This is a genomic window from Stenotrophomonas sp. 01N47 (genome assembly GCF_056399165.1).
On the sequence record NZ_JBFTQU010000003.1, the window covers coordinates 60,798 to 78,230 of the forward strand.

Annotated in this window: 15 protein-coding genes; all 15 read left to right on the plus strand. The window is 63.3% G+C overall.

What is annotated here, in order from left to right:
• Positions 1-245: 245 nt before the first annotated feature.
• The 15 genes from dnaA (at position 246) to AC1DKR_RS06585 (ending at position 17,304) form a co-directional block, all read left to right on the plus strand.
• Positions 246-1,577 carry a chromosomal replication initiator protein DnaA gene (gene dnaA, locus AC1DKR_RS06515; RefSeq protein ID WP_025875573.1) on the plus strand — a complete coding sequence of 444 codons (1,332 nt, stop codon included), beginning with the start codon at positions 246-248 and terminating at the stop codon, positions 1,575-1,577.
• A 276-nt stretch (positions 1,578-1,853) separates the two neighbouring features.
• Positions 1,854-2,954 carry a DNA polymerase III subunit beta gene (gene dnaN / locus AC1DKR_RS06520; RefSeq protein WP_005411731.1) on the plus strand — a complete coding sequence of 367 codons (1,101 nt, stop codon included), beginning with the start codon at positions 1,854-1,856 and terminating at the stop codon, positions 2,952-2,954.
• A 928-nt stretch (positions 2,955-3,882) separates the two neighbouring features.
• A complete protein-coding gene (gene recF, locus AC1DKR_RS06525) occupies positions 3,883-4,977 on the plus strand; it encodes a DNA replication/repair protein RecF (RefSeq protein WP_223497362.1) in 1,095 nt (364 codons plus the stop codon).
• 112 nt (positions 4,978-5,089) lie between these two features.
• Positions 5,090-7,549 (plus strand): DNA topoisomerase (ATP-hydrolyzing) subunit B, encoded by a 2,460-nt coding sequence (gene gyrB, locus AC1DKR_RS06530; protein ID WP_478031876.1) that lies wholly within the window; start codon positions 5,090-5,092, stop codon positions 7,547-7,549.
• Positions 7,550-7,616: 67 nt separating this feature from the next.
• Complete coding sequence (locus tag AC1DKR_RS06535) at positions 7,617-8,462, plus strand: CPBP family intramembrane glutamic endopeptidase (RefSeq protein WP_428704854.1); 846 nt, start codon at positions 7,617-7,619, stop codon at positions 8,460-8,462.
• 71 nt (positions 8,463-8,533) lie between these two features.
• The gene (locus tag AC1DKR_RS06540; protein ID WP_478031879.1) at positions 8,534-9,340 is read left to right on the plus strand and encodes a M48 family metallopeptidase; all 807 of its coding nucleotides are present in this window, start codon (positions 8,534-8,536) and stop codon (positions 9,338-9,340) included.
• A gap of 131 nt (positions 9,341-9,471) precedes the next feature.
• Positions 9,472-10,659 carry a tetratricopeptide repeat protein gene (locus tag AC1DKR_RS06545; protein ID WP_312786561.1) on the plus strand — a complete coding sequence of 396 codons (1,188 nt, stop codon included), beginning with the start codon at positions 9,472-9,474 and terminating at the stop codon, positions 10,657-10,659.
• A gap of 143 nt (positions 10,660-10,802) precedes the next feature.
• A complete protein-coding gene (locus AC1DKR_RS06550; protein ID WP_089241905.1) occupies positions 10,803-11,471 on the plus strand; it encodes an energy transducer TonB in 669 nt (222 codons plus the stop codon).
• A gap of 94 nt (positions 11,472-11,565) precedes the next feature.
• Positions 11,566-12,327 carry a TonB-system energizer ExbB gene (exbB, locus tag AC1DKR_RS06555; RefSeq protein WP_025875552.1) on the plus strand — a complete coding sequence of 254 codons (762 nt, stop codon included), beginning with the start codon at positions 11,566-11,568 and terminating at the stop codon, positions 12,325-12,327.
• A 57-nt stretch (positions 12,328-12,384) separates the two neighbouring features.
• A complete protein-coding gene (locus tag AC1DKR_RS06560) occupies positions 12,385-12,810 on the plus strand; it encodes an ExbD/TolR family protein (RefSeq protein WP_012509603.1) in 426 nt (141 codons plus the stop codon).
• A 3-nt stretch (positions 12,811-12,813) separates the two neighbouring features.
• On the plus strand, positions 12,814-13,227 hold the full coding sequence (locus AC1DKR_RS06565; RefSeq protein ID WP_004132666.1) for an ExbD/TolR family protein: 414 nt from the start codon (positions 12,814-12,816) through the stop codon (positions 13,225-13,227).
• Between the two features lie 148 nt (positions 13,228-13,375).
• On the plus strand, positions 13,376-14,836 hold the full coding sequence (cls, locus tag AC1DKR_RS06570) for a cardiolipin synthase (protein ID WP_312786749.1): 1,461 nt from the start codon (positions 13,376-13,378) through the stop codon (positions 14,834-14,836).
• A 40-nt stretch (positions 14,837-14,876) separates the two neighbouring features.
• Positions 14,877-15,137 carry a membrane protein gene (locus tag AC1DKR_RS06575; protein ID WP_025875543.1) on the plus strand — a complete coding sequence of 87 codons (261 nt, stop codon included), beginning with the start codon at positions 14,877-14,879 and terminating at the stop codon, positions 15,135-15,137.
• A gap of 9 nt (positions 15,138-15,146) precedes the next feature.
• Positions 15,147-15,890 (plus strand): pyridoxine 5'-phosphate synthase, encoded by a 744-nt coding sequence (locus tag AC1DKR_RS06580; protein ID WP_478031886.1) that lies wholly within the window; start codon positions 15,147-15,149, stop codon positions 15,888-15,890.
• A gap of 301 nt (positions 15,891-16,191) precedes the next feature.
• A complete protein-coding gene (locus tag AC1DKR_RS06585) occupies positions 16,192-17,304 on the plus strand; it encodes a PA0069 family radical SAM protein (protein WP_478031888.1) in 1,113 nt (370 codons plus the stop codon).
• Positions 17,305-17,433: the final 129 nt, after the last annotated feature.

The following is a 17,433-nucleotide window of genomic DNA, read 5'->3' on the forward strand; positions in this document are numbered from 1 at the left end:
TCGTATGAATGGGACGGAAAGAACCGGAAATTTTAGAGAGGTGTCCCCCCTCCCGTCAACCCCTGTCTGCTACGCCAATTCACCGGGCTGTGCAATAGCTGTGGATCTTTTTGTGAATAAGTAGGGGACAAGCATTCCGAAGGCGGGCGCTCGGTGGTAGGCTGAGCCATCCATTTCCCCCCTTTCAGGCCTGTGTTTGGGCGCCTTTTCGCGCCTATGCATCGGCCACCGGACAATTATTGCTGATGGATGCCTGGTCACGTAGTCTCGAGCGACTCGAGGCGGAGTTCCCGCCCGAGGATGTTCACACCTGGTTGAAGCCGCTGCAGGCAGATCTGCGCGCTGACAGCCTGGTGCTGTATGCACCGAATGCCTTCATTGTCGATCAGGTGCGCGAACTGTACCTGCCGCGGATCCGCGAGCTGGTTACCCACTTTGCCGGTTTCGGCGACGTATTTCTTGAAATCGGCTCGCGTCCGCGGCCCGTGGACGCGCAGATCGCGCCGGTTTCCAGCCATTCGGCGCAGGCGCCAGTGCAGCCGCAGGTTCCCTTTGCCGGCAACCTGGACAACCACTACACCTTCGCCAACTTCGTGGAAGGCCGCAGCAACCAGCTGGGTCTGGCCGCAGCATTCCAGGCGGCGCAGAAGCCGGGCGACCGCGCGCACAATCCGCTGCTGCTGTACGGGGGCACCGGCCTGGGCAAGACCCACCTGATGTTCGCCGCAGGCAACGCGATGCGTCAGGCCAATCCGGCCGCCAAGGTGCTGTACCTGCGTTCGGAACAGTTCTTCAGCGCGATGATCCGGGCCTTGCAGGAAAAGACCATGGACCAGTTCAAGCGCCAGTTCCAGCAGGTCGACGCGCTGCTGATCGATGACATCCAGTTCTTCGCCGGCAAGGATCGCACCCAGGAAGAGTTTTTCCACACCTTCAACGCGCTGTTCGATGGCAAGCAGCAGATCATCCTGACCTGCGACCGCTATCCGCGCGAAGTCGAAGGCCTGGAAGCGCGCCTGAAGTCGCGGCTTGCCTGGGGCCTGTCGGTCGCCATCGAGCCGCCGGACTTCGAGACCCGCGCGGCGATCGTGCTGGCCAAGGCCCGCGAGCGTGGTGCCGAGATTCCCGATGACGTTGCGTTCCTGATTGCCAAGAAGATGCGCTCCAATGTGCGCGACCTCGAGGGTGCGCTGAATACCCTGACCGCCCGCGCCAATTTCACCGGCCGTGCGATCACCACCGAATTCGCCCAGGAAACCCTGCGCGACCTGCTGCGCGCCCAGCAGCAGGCGATCAGCATTCCCAACATCCAGAAAACCGTTGCCGATTACTACGGGCTGCAGATCAAGGATCTGCTGTCCAAGCGTCGGACCCGGTCGCTGGCCCGTCCGCGCCAGGTTGCCATGGCGCTGACCAAGGAACTGACCGAACACAGCCTGCCCGAAATCGGCGACGCCTTTGCCGGTCGCGATCACACCACGGTGCTGCATGCCTGCCGGCAGATCCGCACCCTGATGGAAGCCGACGGCAAGCTCCGCGAGGACTGGGACAAGCTGATCCGGAAGCTGAGCGAATGATGCACGTACGCCGATAAGGCGTCACCGCATAAAACGGTGCAGAATCCGGTAGCAAGCGCGGGACAGGGTGTGGATAAAAACGCCGTTGGATTTCCCGGAAGATTTATCCACAGCTTTCCCCACCCCTTGGGGGCTGGTAATGCAGAGGGTTTCGAAGCCTGAAACCCTTTTGTTTACAAAGACTTAGCTGTGTTTTCCAGCGATTCTGGCTCTACCAGCACCACCAAGCTTTTGATTTATTCCACATTTTTTTAAAGCATAGGGGCACGGAACCACATGCGTTTCACACTGCAGCGCGAAGCCTTTCTCAAGCCGTTGGCACAGGTCGTCAACGTGGTCGAACGCCGCCAGACCCTTCCGGTTCTGGCCAATTTCCTGGTGCAGGTGCAGAACGGCCAGCTGTCGCTGACCGGTACCGACCTGGAAGTGGAAATGGTGTCGCGGATCGCGGTTGAAGATGCCCAGGACGGCGAAACCACCATTCCCGCCCGCAAGCTGTTCGAGATCATCCGCGCCCTGCCTGATGGCAGCCGGATCACCGTCTCGCAGACCGGTGACAAGATCACCGTGCAGGCAGGACGCAGCCGCTTCACCCTGGCCACCCTGCCCTCCAACGACTTCCCGTCGGTGGACGAAGTGGAAGCCACCGAGCGTGTCGCGATCGGCGAAGCCACGCTGAAGGAGCTGATCGAGCGCACTGCGTTCGCGATGGCCCAGCAGGACGTCCGCTATTACCTCAACGGCCTGCTGTTCGACCTGCGCGGTGATGCGCTGCGCACCGTCGCCACCGACGGCCATCGCCTGGCCCTGTGCGAAACCGATCTGGCCAAGCCCAGCGGTTCCAAGCGCCAGATCATCGTGCCACGCAAGGGCGTGACCGAACTGCAGCGCCTGCTGGAAAGCGGTGATCGCGAGATCGAATTGGAAGTCGGCCGCAGCCACGTTCGCGTGAAGCGCGACGATGTCACCTTCACGTCGAAGCTGATCGACGGTCGCTTCCCGGATTACGAGGCAGTGATTCCGATTGGTGCCGACCGCGAGGTGAAGGTTGATCGCGAAGCACTGCGTGCCTCGCTGCAGCGTGCTGCGATCCTCTCCAACGAGAAGTACCGCGGCATCCGCGTGGAAGTTTCGCCGGGCAACCTGAAGATCAGCGCGCACAACCCGGAGCAGGAAGAAGCCCAAGAAGAGATCGAAGCCGACACCACGGTCAGCGACCTGGCCATCGGCTTCAACGTGAACTACCTGCTGGATGCCCTCTCCGCCCTGCGCGACGAGGAAGTGATCATCCAGCTGCGCGACTCCAACTCCTCGGCGCTGGTGCGTGAATCGAGCAGCGAGAAGTCGCGTCATGTGGTGATGCCGTTGCGTCTCTGACAGCTTCGCCGTTCCACGTGGAACACATGGACGCCCGGGAGATCCGGGCGTCTTTTTTTTTGTTCCACGTGGAGCATCGTTGCGAATGCCACCGCCGCCCTCGTGGCTCCTGCCGATGAGAGCATCCGCGTTGCCCTGATTGATTGTCGGCGCATGGAACCCATGGTCCGGCGAATCCAGTTGTGGAATCCACGTGCTGAGATGACGAGACACGTTGGATATGAGCACGCAGCGGAATCCGATGCAGCAGCTTCCGCCTGAGTGCTGACCTCTCTGTCCACAGGCCTCATTCGTGGGAATTCGGAGCTTCCCTAGCTTCTAAATCTGGGTATAAATCAAAAGCTTGGTGGTGATGGTAGGGCCAGATTTTATGTAAAATTAGGCTATGTTGATGATTTAGAAGGATTTTATAGGGCTGAAACCCCCTGTATATAGGCCATCAAGCCTGGGTGGGAACCTGTGGATAGTTTTGCAGCCGAGGAAATATGTCTTTTTTATCCACAGTTCGCCCACACCTTGTGTATAAGTCATACAGGCCCGCTGTGGATGGCGTGGAACTGCCGCTTTGAATTTCTTGAAATCTGTGGAACCTGGCAGGGGCGTTGGTCGCAGATTTCAAGGAATTTGAGCAGCACTGGCTGCGACCTCGGTGCGAAGTCAGGCCGTGAGCCGGAGCCATGGTCTTCGGAATGGCGAAATCTGGACGCCTTGAGCCTTGGCTTCCTGCTGGATTTGAACGATTTCGGCCACTGTCTCCGGTGGCCTCCACACCGGCAGGCCCCCGCCACGTGGAACCCGTGTTCTCCAAGGCTGCAACCAGCCGCTGATGTCGGTCCACATCCATCCACGATGGCTGGCTTGACCAATGCAGTAAGCTGGGTGATTCCCCGCCCCTCTACCGCCATGTGCGGATGGTCTGTCGCATCCCATGCAGATTCGTCGTCTTGCCCTCCACCAGTTGCGTCGTTTCGATGCGGTGGAGCTGTCGCCCCAGCCAGGGGTGAATCTGCTGACCGGTGACAACGGCGCTGGCAAGACCAGCGTCCTTGAAGCGTTGCATCTGATGGCCTATGGGCGGAGTTTCCGCGGGCGGGTACGCGATGGCCTGGTGCGTCAGGGCCATGAAGCCCTGGAAGTCTTCGTGGAATGGGACGAGCAACGCGGTGATCTGCCCGCGCAGAGGCGAAAAGCAGGGTTGCGGCATAGTGGGCAGGAGTGGAAGGGGCGGCTGGATGGCGAAGACGTCGCCCAACTCGGAAACCTGTGTGCCGCCCTGGCGGTGGTGACCTTCGAACCGGGCAGTCACGCCCTGGTGAGTGGTGGTGGCGAACCGCGTCGGCGCTTTCTGGATTGGGGCCTGTTCCACGTGGAACCAGACTTTCTCTCCTTGTGGAGACGCTATTCGCGGGCGTTGAAGCAGCGCAATGCCCTGCTCAAGCAGGGCGGGCCGTCGCGGATGCTCGATACTTGGGATCACGAGCTGGCCGAGGCGGGAGAACCGCTGACCAGTCGTCGGCAGCACTACCTGGAGCGGCTGCAGTCTCGAACGATCGCATTGGCCGAGGCATTGGCTCCGCAACTCGGAATCGTCGGCCTGAATCTGAGCCCCGGCTGGCGCCGACACGAGGTTCCGCTGGCAGATGCGCTTCTGCTGGCGCGCGATCGCGACCGTCAGGCGGGTTACACATCGCTTGGCCCGCACCGGGCGGACTGGAGCGTCGCGTTCCAGAGCATCCCAGGGCGCGATGCGCTGTCACGCGGCCAGGCCAAGCTCACCGCCCTCGCCTGTCTGCTGGCGCAGGCGGAGGATTACGCCGAGCAGCGTGGCGAGTGGCCCGTCATCGCGCTCGACGATCTGGCCTCGGAGCTGGATCGCACCCACCAGGCCCGGGTATTGCACCGCCTGTTGGCAGCGCCGGCGCAGATATTCATCACCGCAACAGAAACGCCCGCAGCACTGGAGACTCTGAGCAACATCACCCGGTTCCACGTGGAACATGCACAGATCGTGGCTGTGCCATAGTGGGCACGGCAAGGCCGCTCAGCCCCGGCTGGTATAATTCAGGCTGCTATCCCTTCATTCTCGGCACATCGCTAAAAGCGGTGTCCGACCTGCGGAGCCTACGGCAAGCGCAATGACCGACGAACAGAACACCCCGGCAAACAACGGCAACTACGACGCCAACAGCATTACGGCCCTGGAAGGCCTGGAGGCTGTCCGCAAGCGCCCAGGCATGTACATCGGCGACGTCCATGACGGCACCGGCCTGCATCACATGGTGTTCGAGGTCGTCGACAACTCGATCGACGAAGCCCTCGCTGGCCATGCTGACCACGTGTCGGTGACGATCCATGCCGACGGCTCGGTTGGAGTGTCCGACAACGGTCGCGGCATTCCGACGGGCAAGCACGAGCAGATGAGCAAGAAGCTCGACCGCGACGTGTCTGCTGCCGAAGTCGTGATGACGGTCCTGCACGCAGGCGGCAAGTTCGACGACAACAGCTACAAGGTTTCCGGCGGCCTGCACGGAGTGGGTGTCAGCGTGGTCAACGCGCTGTCGCAGAAGCTGGTCCTGGATATCTACCAGGGCGGTTTCCACTACCAGCAGGAATACGCAGACGGCGCAGCGCTGCACCCGCTCAAGCAGGTCGGCCCCAGCACCAAGCGCGGTACCACCCTGCGCTTCTGGCCGTCGGTAAAGGCTTTCCACGACAACGTGGAATTCCACTACGACATCCTGGCCCGTCGCCTGCGCGAATTGTCCTTCCTCAATTCCGGCGTCAAGATCGTGCTGGTGGACGAGCGTGGTGATGGCCGCCGCGACGACTTCCATTACGAGGGCGGCATCCGCAGCTTCGTGGAGCATCTGGCGCAGTTGAAGACGCCGTTGCATCCGAACGTGATCTCGGTAACCGGCGAATCCAACGGCATCACCGTGGAAGTGGCGTTGCAGTGGACCGACTCCTACCAGGAGACGATGTACTGCTTCACCAACAACATTCCGCAGAAGGACGGCGGTACCCACCTGGCCGGCTTCCGTGGCGCGTTGACCCGCGTGCTCAACAATTACATCGAGCAGAACGGCATCGCCAAGCAGGCCAAGATCAACCTGACCGGCGATGACATGCGCGAAGGCATGATCGCGGTGCTGTCGGTCAAGGTGCCGGACCCGAGCTTCTCCAGCCAGACCAAGGAAAAGCTGGTCAGCTCGGATGTGCGCCCGGCCGTGGAAAGCGCATTCGGCCAGCGCCTGGAAGAGTTCCTGCAGGAAAACCCGAACGAAGCCAAGGCCATCGCCGGCAAGATCGTCGACGCTGCCCGTGCCCGCGAAGCCGCGCGCAAGGCGCGTGACCTGACCCGCCGCAAGGGTGCGCTGGATATCGCCGGCCTGCCGGGCAAGCTGGCCGACTGCCAGGAAAAGGATCCGGCGCTGTCCGAACTGTTCATCGTCGAGGGTGACTCGGCAGGTGGTTCGGCCAAGCAGGGCCGCAACCGCAAGAACCAGGCGGTGCTGCCGCTGCGCGGCAAGATCCTCAACGTGGAACGTGCACGCTTCGACCGCATGCTGGCGTCCGACCAGGTGGGTACGCTGATCACCGCGCTGGGCACCGGCATCGGTCGCGACGAGTACAACCCGGACAAGCTGCGTTACCACAAGATCATCATCATGACCGACGCCGACGTCGACGGCGCGCACATCCGTACCCTGCTGCTGACGTTCTTCTACCGTCAGATGCCGGAGCTGATCGAGCGCGGTTATGTCTATATCGGCCTGCCGCCGCTGTACAAGATCAAGCAGGGCAAGCAGGAGCTGTACCTGAAGGACGACCCGGCGCTGGACAGCTATCTGGCCAGCAGCGCGGTGGAGAACGCTGGGCTGGTGCCGGCCGGCGGCGAGCCGCCGATCGATGGCGTGGCGCTGGAAAAGCTGCTGCTCGCCTACGCTGCCGCGCAGGATACGATCAACCGCAATACCCACCGTTACGATCGCAACCTGCTCGAAGCGCTGGTCGACTTCATGCCATTGGAACTGGAAAACCTGCGCAATGCAGGTCCTGGCGAAGGCCTGGACGCGCTGGCCAAGCACCTTAACCAGGGCAACCTCGGCAGCGCCCGTTTCACCCTGGAACTGCAGGAACCCAACGAGCAGCGTCCGGCTGCAGTGCTGGTCACGCGCAGCCACATGGGCGAACAGCACATCCAGGTGCTGCCGCTGTCCGCGCTGGAAAGCGGCGAACTGCGCGGCATCCACCAGGCAGCGCAGCTGTTGCACGGTCTGGTCCGCGAAGGCGCGGTCATCACCCGTGGCGCCAAGTCGATCGAGGTCGAATCGTTTGCGCAGGCCCGCAACTGGCTGCTGGACGAAGCCAAGCGCGGCCGTCAGATCCAGCGATTCAAGGGTCTGGGTGAAATGAATCCGGAACAGCTGTGGGATACCACCGTGAATCCCGATACCCGTCGCCTGCTTCAGGTGCGCATCGAAGATGCGGTCGCCGCTGACCAGATCTTCAGCACCCTGATGGGTGATGTGGTCGAACCGCGTCGTGACTTCATCGAAGACAACGCGCTGAAGGTCGCCAACCTGGATATCTGACACAATCGGATGGTGGCCGGCGCGCGGGGAGGCGCGCCGGCTTTTGTCCCTTGATCACAGGTAATCGATGTCCGCTTCCGCCCCGGTTTCCGCTCCGCCGCCGGTTCCACCGGCTACTGTCACGCCCCGCGCCTCCTCGCCGCTGGCGGGCTTCTTCATCGATCTGGGAATCGCCGCCGTCACCCTGTTCGGGTTGAGCCTGGTCAGTGGCCTGATCTGGGGGCTCTACCGCGGCATCGTTGTGGGATACGCCAGCGGCAAATCCGGCGGTGGCACGCCTGACCCGGCAGCGGTCACCCAGCAGCTCGGCCAGCCCGGTGCTCTTGGGCAGATCCTGATGGCATTGGTCGCTACCGGCGGCGCAGCACTGCTGGTGTATTTCTGGCGCCGACCGGCCAACGCCGCGGAACGCCAGCGTTCGCGCGACGCGCTCCGTCGCCCCTCCACCTGGGGTTGGACCCTGCTGGTGGCCAGCGCGATCGTGATCGGCAGTAACGGTATCGCCTTCGTGGCCAAGCAGATGGGCATCGAGCCGGTGCCGACGAATCTCGAACTGATGCAGAACGCGGTTGCCCGTTTTCCGCTGTTCCTGACGTTGTTCGCCGTGGTACTGGCACCTGCCTACGAGGAACTGCTGTTCCGCCGGGTTCTGTTCGGCCGCCTGTGGCAGGCCGGCCGGCCGTGGCTGGGCATGATACTGAGCAGCCTGGCGTTCGCGCTCATCCATGAAATTCCCGGTACCAGCGCCAATGGCCCGGCCGAGATCGCCCAGCTCTGGCTGGTCTATGGCGGCATGGGTGCTGCATTCTGCTGGCTGTACCGCCGCACCGGCACCTTGTGGGCGGCCATCGCCGCACATGCACTGAACAATGCCGTGGCGCTTGCGGCCCTGGTGTTTTTCGGGGCAACGTAAGGCGCTGTCCGCTTGACGAAAGATTAAGCAGGCCCGTTAGACACTGGGCTTCTGAACACGGGGGTGGGTCCATGAAACTACTGCTGTTGGCCATCGTCATCACCACTCTGGTCAGCGCCTGCGCGACCACCACCTCGCCCACCGGCCGTCGGCAGATGGTGGGCGGTGTGTCGCAGGCACAGCTGGACCAGCTGGGTGCGCAGGCATTCGCTGAAACCAAGCAGAAAGAGAAGATCAGCAGCGACGGCCGCCAGAACGGCTACGTGCAATGCGTGGTCAACGCGCTCGTCGCACAGCTGCCGCCTCAGTACCGTGGCGTACGGTGGGAGACGGCGGTGTTCGTCGACAAGGAACCGAACGCTTTCGCCCTGCCCGGCGGCAAGGTCGGGGTCAACACCGGCATCTTCAGCGTCGCAAAGAACCAGGATCAGCTGGCGGCGGTGATCGGCCATGAAATCGGCCACGTGATCGCTCGCCACCATGAAGAACGCATCACCCGGCAGATGGGCGCGCAGACCGGATTGGCGGTGCTCGGGGCGCTGGCCGGCGCCTATGGCGGAGAGGGTGCGGCCAGCACGGTCAACCAGCTGGGCGGGATGGGGGCGCAGACCGCGTTCCTGTTGCCCGGCTCACGCACCCAGGAGAGCGAGGCTGACGTGATCGGTCAGCGGTTGATGGCCGAGGCCGGATTCAACCCCGCCCAGGCCGTCGATCTGTGGCAGAACATGATGGCCGCCAGTGGCGGCCGCAGCCCGCAATGGTTGTCCACCCATCCCGATCCAGCCAATCGGATCAGGGAGTTGCAGCGTGATGTGCCGGCGCTGGGCCCCGTCTATCAGCAGGCGCAGGCGGCCGGACGCCGGCCAAAGTGTGGCTGAGTGCGCAGATTCATGCTGTATTGCAGCACATAAAACGATTTCTCACGCCATCTGTTTCTGATACGTTTGGCGGCTCAGATTTTTCTGACAGTCCGACTTTGCCGCTACCGGCGGTTCGATCGAGGTGAACGATGATTTTCCGTAACCACAAAGCTGTGCTTTCCGTCCTCATCGCCACTGCCCTGACCGGCGCCGTGGTCACTGACGCGTTCGCGCAGTCCTCGCGTTCGTCCGAGCGTGGCAACCGCGGCGGCAAGCAGGCCAAGGCCGAAGTGCTGTTCCCGAACGCGACCCGCCAGGAACCGGCAGCGAAGTCGTCGGCCAAGCTGGGCAGCAAGCTGCAGAAGATGATTGACAGCTACAACAAGGAAAAGTTCCCGGAGACCCGCACGCTGGCCGACGAGATCCTGGCCGCCGAGGGCGCCAACGAGTACGACAAGTCGCTGGCCGCGCAGCTCGCCTCCCAGGCCGCCTACCAGACTGACGACACCGCAGCCGCCATTGCTTACCTGAAGCAGGTGCTGCAGTTCAACGGCCTGGACAACAACGGCCACTTCCAGTCGATGCTGATGCTGGGCCAGCTGCAGATCCAGGAAGACAAGACCGCTGAAGGCCTGGCGACCCTGGACAAGTACTTCGCCGAGAGCAAGTCGACCAAGCCGGAAGAGCTGATCATCAAGGGCCAGGCGCTTTACCAGCTGGAGCGCTACCAGGAAGCGATCCCGGTGCTGAAGCAGGCCATCGCCGGCGCTGCCGAGCCGAAGGACAACTGGAACCAGCTGCTGATGGCCGCGCTGTCCGAAGCAGGCCAGACCGGTGAGGCCGTGCAGGCCGCCGAAGCACTGGCGGCCAAGAACCCGAATGACAAGAAAGCGCAGCTGAACCTGGCCAACATGTACATGCAGGCCGATCAGATGCCGAAGGCCGCCGCGGTGATGGACAAGCTGCGCAGCAGCGGCCAGCTCACCGAAGAGCGCGAGTACAAGCAGCTGTACTCGATCTATGCCAACACCGAGAACAAGGAAAAGGACGTCATCGCGGTCATCAACGAGGGGTTGCAGAAGGGCATCCTGAAGCCGGATTACCAGGTCTACCTGGCGCTGGCCCAGTCCTACTACTACTCCGACCAGGTGCCGCAGGCGATCGACGCGTGGCAGAAGGCCGCCCCGCTCTCCAAGGACGGTGAGACCTACCTGAATCTGGCACGTGTTTTGCACAGTGAAGGTCGTGTCCCGGAGGCCAAGCAGGCCGCCCAGCAGGCGCTGGCGAAGGGCGTGAAGAACCAGGCTGATGCCAAGAAAATCATCAACCTGAAGTAAGTAGGAATAACGCCTGAACGCCTGCCCAGTTGATGCGCAAGCGCTCAGGATTGGTATAAGCTTGGAGGTTCCTGCGGTGTCATGCACCGCTGATCAGGGATCCCGCCCCCGGGATTCCGGCCCCACTATTGAGCTCTTGGCGCATGACGGAACAACTAGTCGTTCACCGGTACGAACAACCCGATGACTCGGGGCTGAGCTGGCCTCGCATCGTCGGTATCGCGTTTGTAATCGCCCTGCATCTGGCGGCCTTCATGATGCTCCTGATTCCCGCCGTGGCTCCCAAGGCCGTGACGGAGAAGGAGCGCAACGTCATGGTGACCATCGTCGACGCACCGCCGCCGCCGCCGCCACCGCCGCCGCCGCCGCCGCCGCAGGACACCCCGCCGCCGCCGGTGAAGAATCTGTCGCCGCCGAAGCCGTCGCCCGTCCCGCCGCCGCCGCAGGCGCCGGTCGTCGACGTGCCGGAACCGCGCGCGAACGATATCGTCACCCCGCCGTCGCCGCCGTCGCCGCCGGCACCGCCGACCTCGATCGAGGCCAGCGTGGACATCTCGTCGAAGGCCATGAATCCGCCGCGCTATCCGCCGGCCGCCTTCCGCGCTGGTATCCAGGGCGAAGTGATCCTGATCATTGATGTCGATGCCCAGGGCAACGTCACCAATGTCACGGTGGAAAAGTCCAGCCGTAACCGCGATCTGGACCGTGCTGCGATGGAAGCTGCCCGCAAGTGGCGTTTCAACGCCGCCGAAGCTGGCGGTAAGAAGGCTGCTGGCCGCGTCCGCGTCCCGGTCAACTTTGCGCTGAACTGATGCGCCCGGGTGGCCGCCTGGCCACCCTCGCCTCCAGTTCGATTGTTTAGCTTAGCTACACCCTTTATCACCACACACAACAAAGGTAAGCGTCATGCTGCAGGAAATTTTCATCGCCGCTGCTGCCGGGGGCAATCCGTCCAACGCCCTGTCGCAGATGGGCTTCGAGCATCTGATCCACGAAATGACCACCAAGCCGGGTGATTTCGCGGTTTCCTGGGTCGTGCTGCTGACCCTGGTCGTCATGTCCGCCATGTCCTGGTACTGGACTGTCATCAACATCTTCCGTGCTACCCGCCTGAAGAGCGCCGCTGATCGCGTCGTCAGCCTGTTCTGGGATACCCCGAACGCGCAGGACGCCATCCGTGCAATGGAAGAGCAGCCGGCTTCCGAGCCGTTCTCGAAGATCGCACTGGACGCTGCACAGGCTGCTGCGCACCACCAGCGTGCTGAAGGCGGCGCTGTCGGCGGCGTGGGTGAGAACCTGAGCCGTTCGGAGTTCGTCGACCGCGCTCTGCGCCAGGCCGTGACCCGCGAAAGCAACAAGCTGCAGTCCGGCATGACCCTGCTGGCCACCGTCGGTGCAACCGCTCCGTTCGTCGGTCTGCTGGGTACCGTGTGGGGCATCTACGGCGCGCTGATCAAGATCGGTGCCACCGGCTCCGCTTCGATCGACGCCGTTGCCGGCCCGGTGGGTGAAGCACTGATCATGACCGCCATCGGTCTGTTCGTCGCGATCCCGGCCGTGTTCGCCTTCAACTTCTTCAGCAAGATCAACAGCGCGACCATCAGCAAGTTCGATACCTTCGCGCACGACCTGCACGACTTCTTCGCCACCGGTTCGCGCGTCCGCTAATTGCGACGCGCTGTACCCAGCGAGAACGTAGTCACCAAGATCTAGACGGAGCCCGTTATGGCTTTCAGTAGTGGTAACAGCGGCGGCCCCATGGCCGACATCAACGTTACGCCCCTCGTGGACGTGATGCTGGTGCTGCTGATCATCTTCATCATCACGGCGCCGCTGATGTCCCACAAGGTCAAGGTGGATCTGCCGGAGGCCAACCTGGTCCAGAAGCCGGACGACACCAACGACCGCAAGGGTCCCATCACCCTGGCAGTCAAGGAAGACGGTTCGATCTACTGGAACGACGAAGAGATCAACAAGCAGACTCTCGAGTCGCGCTTGGCGACCGCCGCCCAGCAGACCCCGCAGCCGCCGTTGAACCTGCGTGGTGATCGCACCACCAAGATGCGCGTCATCAACGAGATGACCAAGATCGCGCAGGAACAGGGCATGCTGGACGTCGGCTTCGTGGCGACCAAAGAGAAGGGGCAATAAGCCATGGCATTCAGTAGTGGTGGTGGCAAAGGCCCCATGGCAGACATCAACGTCACGCCCCTCGTGGACGTGATGCTGGTGCTGCTGATCATCTTCATCGTCACCGCGCCGATCATGACGTACCCGATCGCCGTGGACCTGCCGCAGCGCGTGCTCAACCCACCGCCGCAGCTGGTCGAACCGCCGCCGCCGATCGAGTTGAAGATCGACGCCAGCAACCAGGTCTCGTGGAACAACAGCCCGATCAACGCAAGCGAGCTGCAGCAGCGGATGGAGCAGGAGGTCCAGCGTGACCCGACCAACCAGCCGGAACTGCGGATCGATGCAAGCCCGGATTCGGAGTACGACGTGATGGCCAAGGTTCTGGCCGCCGCGAAGAATGCTCAGATGAAGAAGATCGGCTTCGTGCAGCAGTAAATCGCTACACCGCAATACATCAGTCATGACGCGACTGCAGACGCCCCTGGAAACAGGGGCGTCTTTTTTGTGCGTGCATGCATCTTCCTGGCAATGCCGTTGGCAATGAATGCCTCTGGCCGGTGCCTGTCCCCGCTATGATCTGCGGATGCTCGCCCTCTTCGATTCCGTGCGCCATTGGCTTGATGGCATCGCCCACCTGGGAACGATCCTGGCCGTGGCCTATCTGCTGTATCTGCTGGCGTTGACGGGCTGGATCATGCTGCAGAAGCGCGAGCCGGTGGCCACGCTGAGCTGGATCCTGTCGCTGGCGCTGCTGCCCTACCTCGGCCTCTTCATCTACTACCTGCTGGGCCCACAGAAGGTGAAGCGGCAACGGCTGCGGCGCGGTCGCGCGCGCTCGGGCATGGAGCACTACAGCGATGTCTGCCCGCCCGATGCCGACTGCACCGAACTGGCCAAGATCGCGCAGGCGACCACCGGGCTGGCGCCAAGCACGGCCACCGAAGTGACCTGGCTGGTCGATGGCGCGGCCACCTATGCCGCGCTGCTGGAAGCGGTGGCGCAGGCGCAGGACCATGTACATCTGGAGTACTACATCTTCAATCCCGACCACGCCGGCACCGCGTTGCGGGATGCGTTGGTGGAACGGGCCAGCGGCGGCGTGCAGGTGCGGCTGCTGCTGGACGCGGTAGGTTCTTCGGCCGTGCGCCAGCGCTTCCTGCAGCCTTTGCTGGATGTGGGAGCGGAGGTGATCTGGTTCCATCCGCGGCAGCTGTTGAAACCATTCAAGCGACCCTGGTTGAACCTGCGAACGCACCGCAAGCTGGTGATCGTCGATGGCCGGCTGGCGTTCACCGGCGGCATCAACATCACCGACGACGAAGACGAAAGCCGCAACCCTAATGCCTACCGCGATCTACACATGCGCCTGCGCGGGCACGTGGTGCGCAGCCTGCAGCTGGTGTTCGCCGAGGACTGGCTGTACGCCAGCGGCCAGGACCACTCGCGGTTCGATATCGCCCGGCTGTGGCCCAGCGACATGCCCCTGCGCGGCGACGGCGCGATCAACGCGCAGGTGCTGGTGTCCGGCCCGGATTCGGGATGGGAGACCATCCATCGCCTTCATGTGGCGGCCATCCAGGAAGCACGTGAGCGGGTCTGGCTGGTCACCCCCTACTTCGTACCCGGCGAGGCGGCGCGGATGGCGCTGACCTCGGCCGCACTCGGTGGCCTGGACGTGCGCATGCTGGTGCCGAAGATGAGCGACTCCTGGTTCGTGACCCAGGCCGCACGTTCCTATTTCGACGAACTGCTGCATGCGGGAGTGAAGATCTACGAGTACGGCCCGCGCATGCTGCATACCAAGGCGTTCATCGCCGACGACGATGTCTGCATCGTCGGCAGCGCCAACTTTGATCACCGCAGCTTCCGCCTGAATTTCGAGCTGTCGATGATGATCAGCGACCGTGGCCGGGTGGCGGAACTGTCTACGTTGCTGCAGTCCGAATTCGAGCGTGCCACCCGCGTACACGACCAGGCAGGACGCTCGCTGTGGCTGCACCGGTTGCCCGAAGCCTTCGCGCGATTGGCCTCGCCGCTGCTGTGAGGCAGCGCTACACTGCGGCGGTGGCCCGGGGAGACTGACAATGTACTGGCTGTACCTGCTGCTGGCGCTGGGCTGCTTCGCCTTTGCGCTGAAAACACCGAACATGGGCCTGATGTCACTGGCCCTGCTGGGCACCCTCGCCTTCCTGCTGGCATGGGTGCGCGGTCGATACGCGGCACGCTTCGGCGACCTTCAGCGTGATCCGGCGACACTGGTGGACAGCGATGAACTCAGGCGTCTGCGCGAGCAGGCCAAGGTTGCTCCGGCCGACGGCAGCGACCCTCCCTCTCACTCCCCGTAGTCCCGTTCCATGACCCAGCTCAGCGTCAACGTCAACAAGATCGCCGTCCTGCGCAATTCGCGTGGCGGTGCCGAACCGGACGTGGTGCGTGCCGCCCAGGCCTGCCTGGATGCCGGCGCGCATGGCATTACCGTGCACCCGCGGCCCGACCGCCGCCACATCACCGCCGAGGACGTGCTGGCGCTGTCGGCGCTGACCCGTGCCCGTGGTGTGGAGTTCAACATCGAAGGCAACCCGTTCGCGCCGCCGCGTGAGGGCTACCCCGGGTTGCTGCCGCTGTGCGCGCAGACGCGCCCGGCGCAGGCCACGCTGGTTCCCGATGGCGATGGCCAGATCACCTCCGACCATGGCTTCGACTTCGAACGCGATGCGCAGCGGTTGCGCCCGCTGGTGGCCGAGCTGAAAGCGATGGGATGCCGGGTGAGCCTGTTCGTGGATGCCGGCAACCCGCTGCTGGAGCACGCCGCCGATGTCGGCGCCGACCGCGTCGAGCTGTACACCGGCCCCTACGCCGAGGCCCATGCTGCCGGCGACGCCCGCGCCATGCTGGAACTGTTCGCCACCGCCGCGCGCCGTGCACAGGCCGTCGGCCTCGGTGTGAATGCAGGGCACGATCTGTCGCAGGACAACCTGCGTGACTTCCTGGCGGCCGTGCCGGAGGTGCTGGAGGTGTCGATCGGCCACGCGCTGATCGGCGAGGCGCTGTACGACGGCCTGGATGCCACGGTGAAGGGCTACCTGGCACTGCTGTAGGAGTGCATGGGACTTCCCCGGCAGATTGAAGCCCGAAGACGTGCGGCAGGTCCCGTGTTTCGGCCTGGCAAGCGCCCCTGTAGCCGATCTTCCCATCGCAGTTGCTGAGACACCCGTGGCCCATGCTGGCCTGCCGCGGCGATGGCGCGCGCCCGGGCCCAAGCCAGACGACCCTGTGGACAAGTCTGGGGTCAACGTGTCGCCCCATGCGCCTGCGCGCCTACAGCTACGTGAATCCTGGCCGCTTGCGCTGCCTGTGGTTAGCAATAATACTAATAGCCCGTAACGGCCGGAGGGCAATATGCAGCACCCCCCTCGCAACACCCAGGCCGCCATCAAGGGCCGGGGTTCCACGTCCCATCTCGCGGGGCGTTTTGAAAGCACCGTCAGCGAAGCGGTGGACGACGGCTGGGCAGTGGACGACAGCGAGGAGTTCCTCGCCCCGCGCCTGCGCACCGAAGTACGCGCGGAGACCGCCCGCAGCATCATCAGCCGCAACAGCTCCCCGGACGTCGGCTTCAGCCAATCGGTGAATCCGTATCGCGGCTGCGAGCATGGCTGCTCCTATTGCTTCGCCCGCCCCTCGCATGCCTATCTGAACCTGTCGCCTGGCCTGGACTTCGAGACCAAGCTGTTTGCCAAGACCAACGCGCCACAGCTGCTGCGCAAGGAACTGTCGAAGCCGGGCTACGTGCCGCAACCGATCGCGCTGGGCATCAACACCGACGCGTACCAGCCGATTGAACGCAAGTTCAAGCTGACCCGCCAGCTGATCGAAGTGATGCTGGAGACGAAGCATCCGTTCTCGCTGATCACCAAGAATGCGCTGGTCGAGCGCGACATCGATCTGCTCTCACCACTGGCGGCGGAGAACCTGGTCAGCGTGCATTTCTCGGTGACATCGCTGGATCCGCATCTGTCGGCGAAGCTGGAGCCGCGCGCCTCGGCACCCCATGCGCGGCTGCGTGCGATGAAGCGCCTACACGAGGCGGGCATTCCGGTGGGCGTGATGGTTGCGCCGGTGATTCCGTGGATCAACGACAGCGAACTGGAAGCCGTGCTGGAAGCCGCGCACGACGCCGGCGCCAGCACTGCAGGCTACGTGCTGCTGCGCCTGCCGCTGGAAGTGGCACCGCTGTTCCGCGACTGGCTCGAAACCCATCATCCCGATCGCGCCGCGCATGTGATGAGCACCATCCAGCAGCTGCGCGGCGGCAAGGATTACGACAGTCAGTTCGGCACGCGCATGCGCGGCCAGGGTGTTTACGCAGATCTGTTGAACAACCGCTTCAAGCTGGCGCGCAAGCGGCTGGGCTTCAACGCGCAGAACAGCCATTGGCCGAAGCTGGATTGCAGCCGGTTCGAGAAGCCGTTGCCGCCGAAGGTGGATACGCCGCAGGGTTCGCTGTTCTAGAGCACTGGACCGCTGTGCGATCTACCGGCAACAATCTGCACTTGGCCGGAGGGCCTGCAAACCAGGGAAGGGAGCAGATGGGTTACCTACGATCGGCGATGGCGCGATTCGGTCCGCATGGCGACGAAT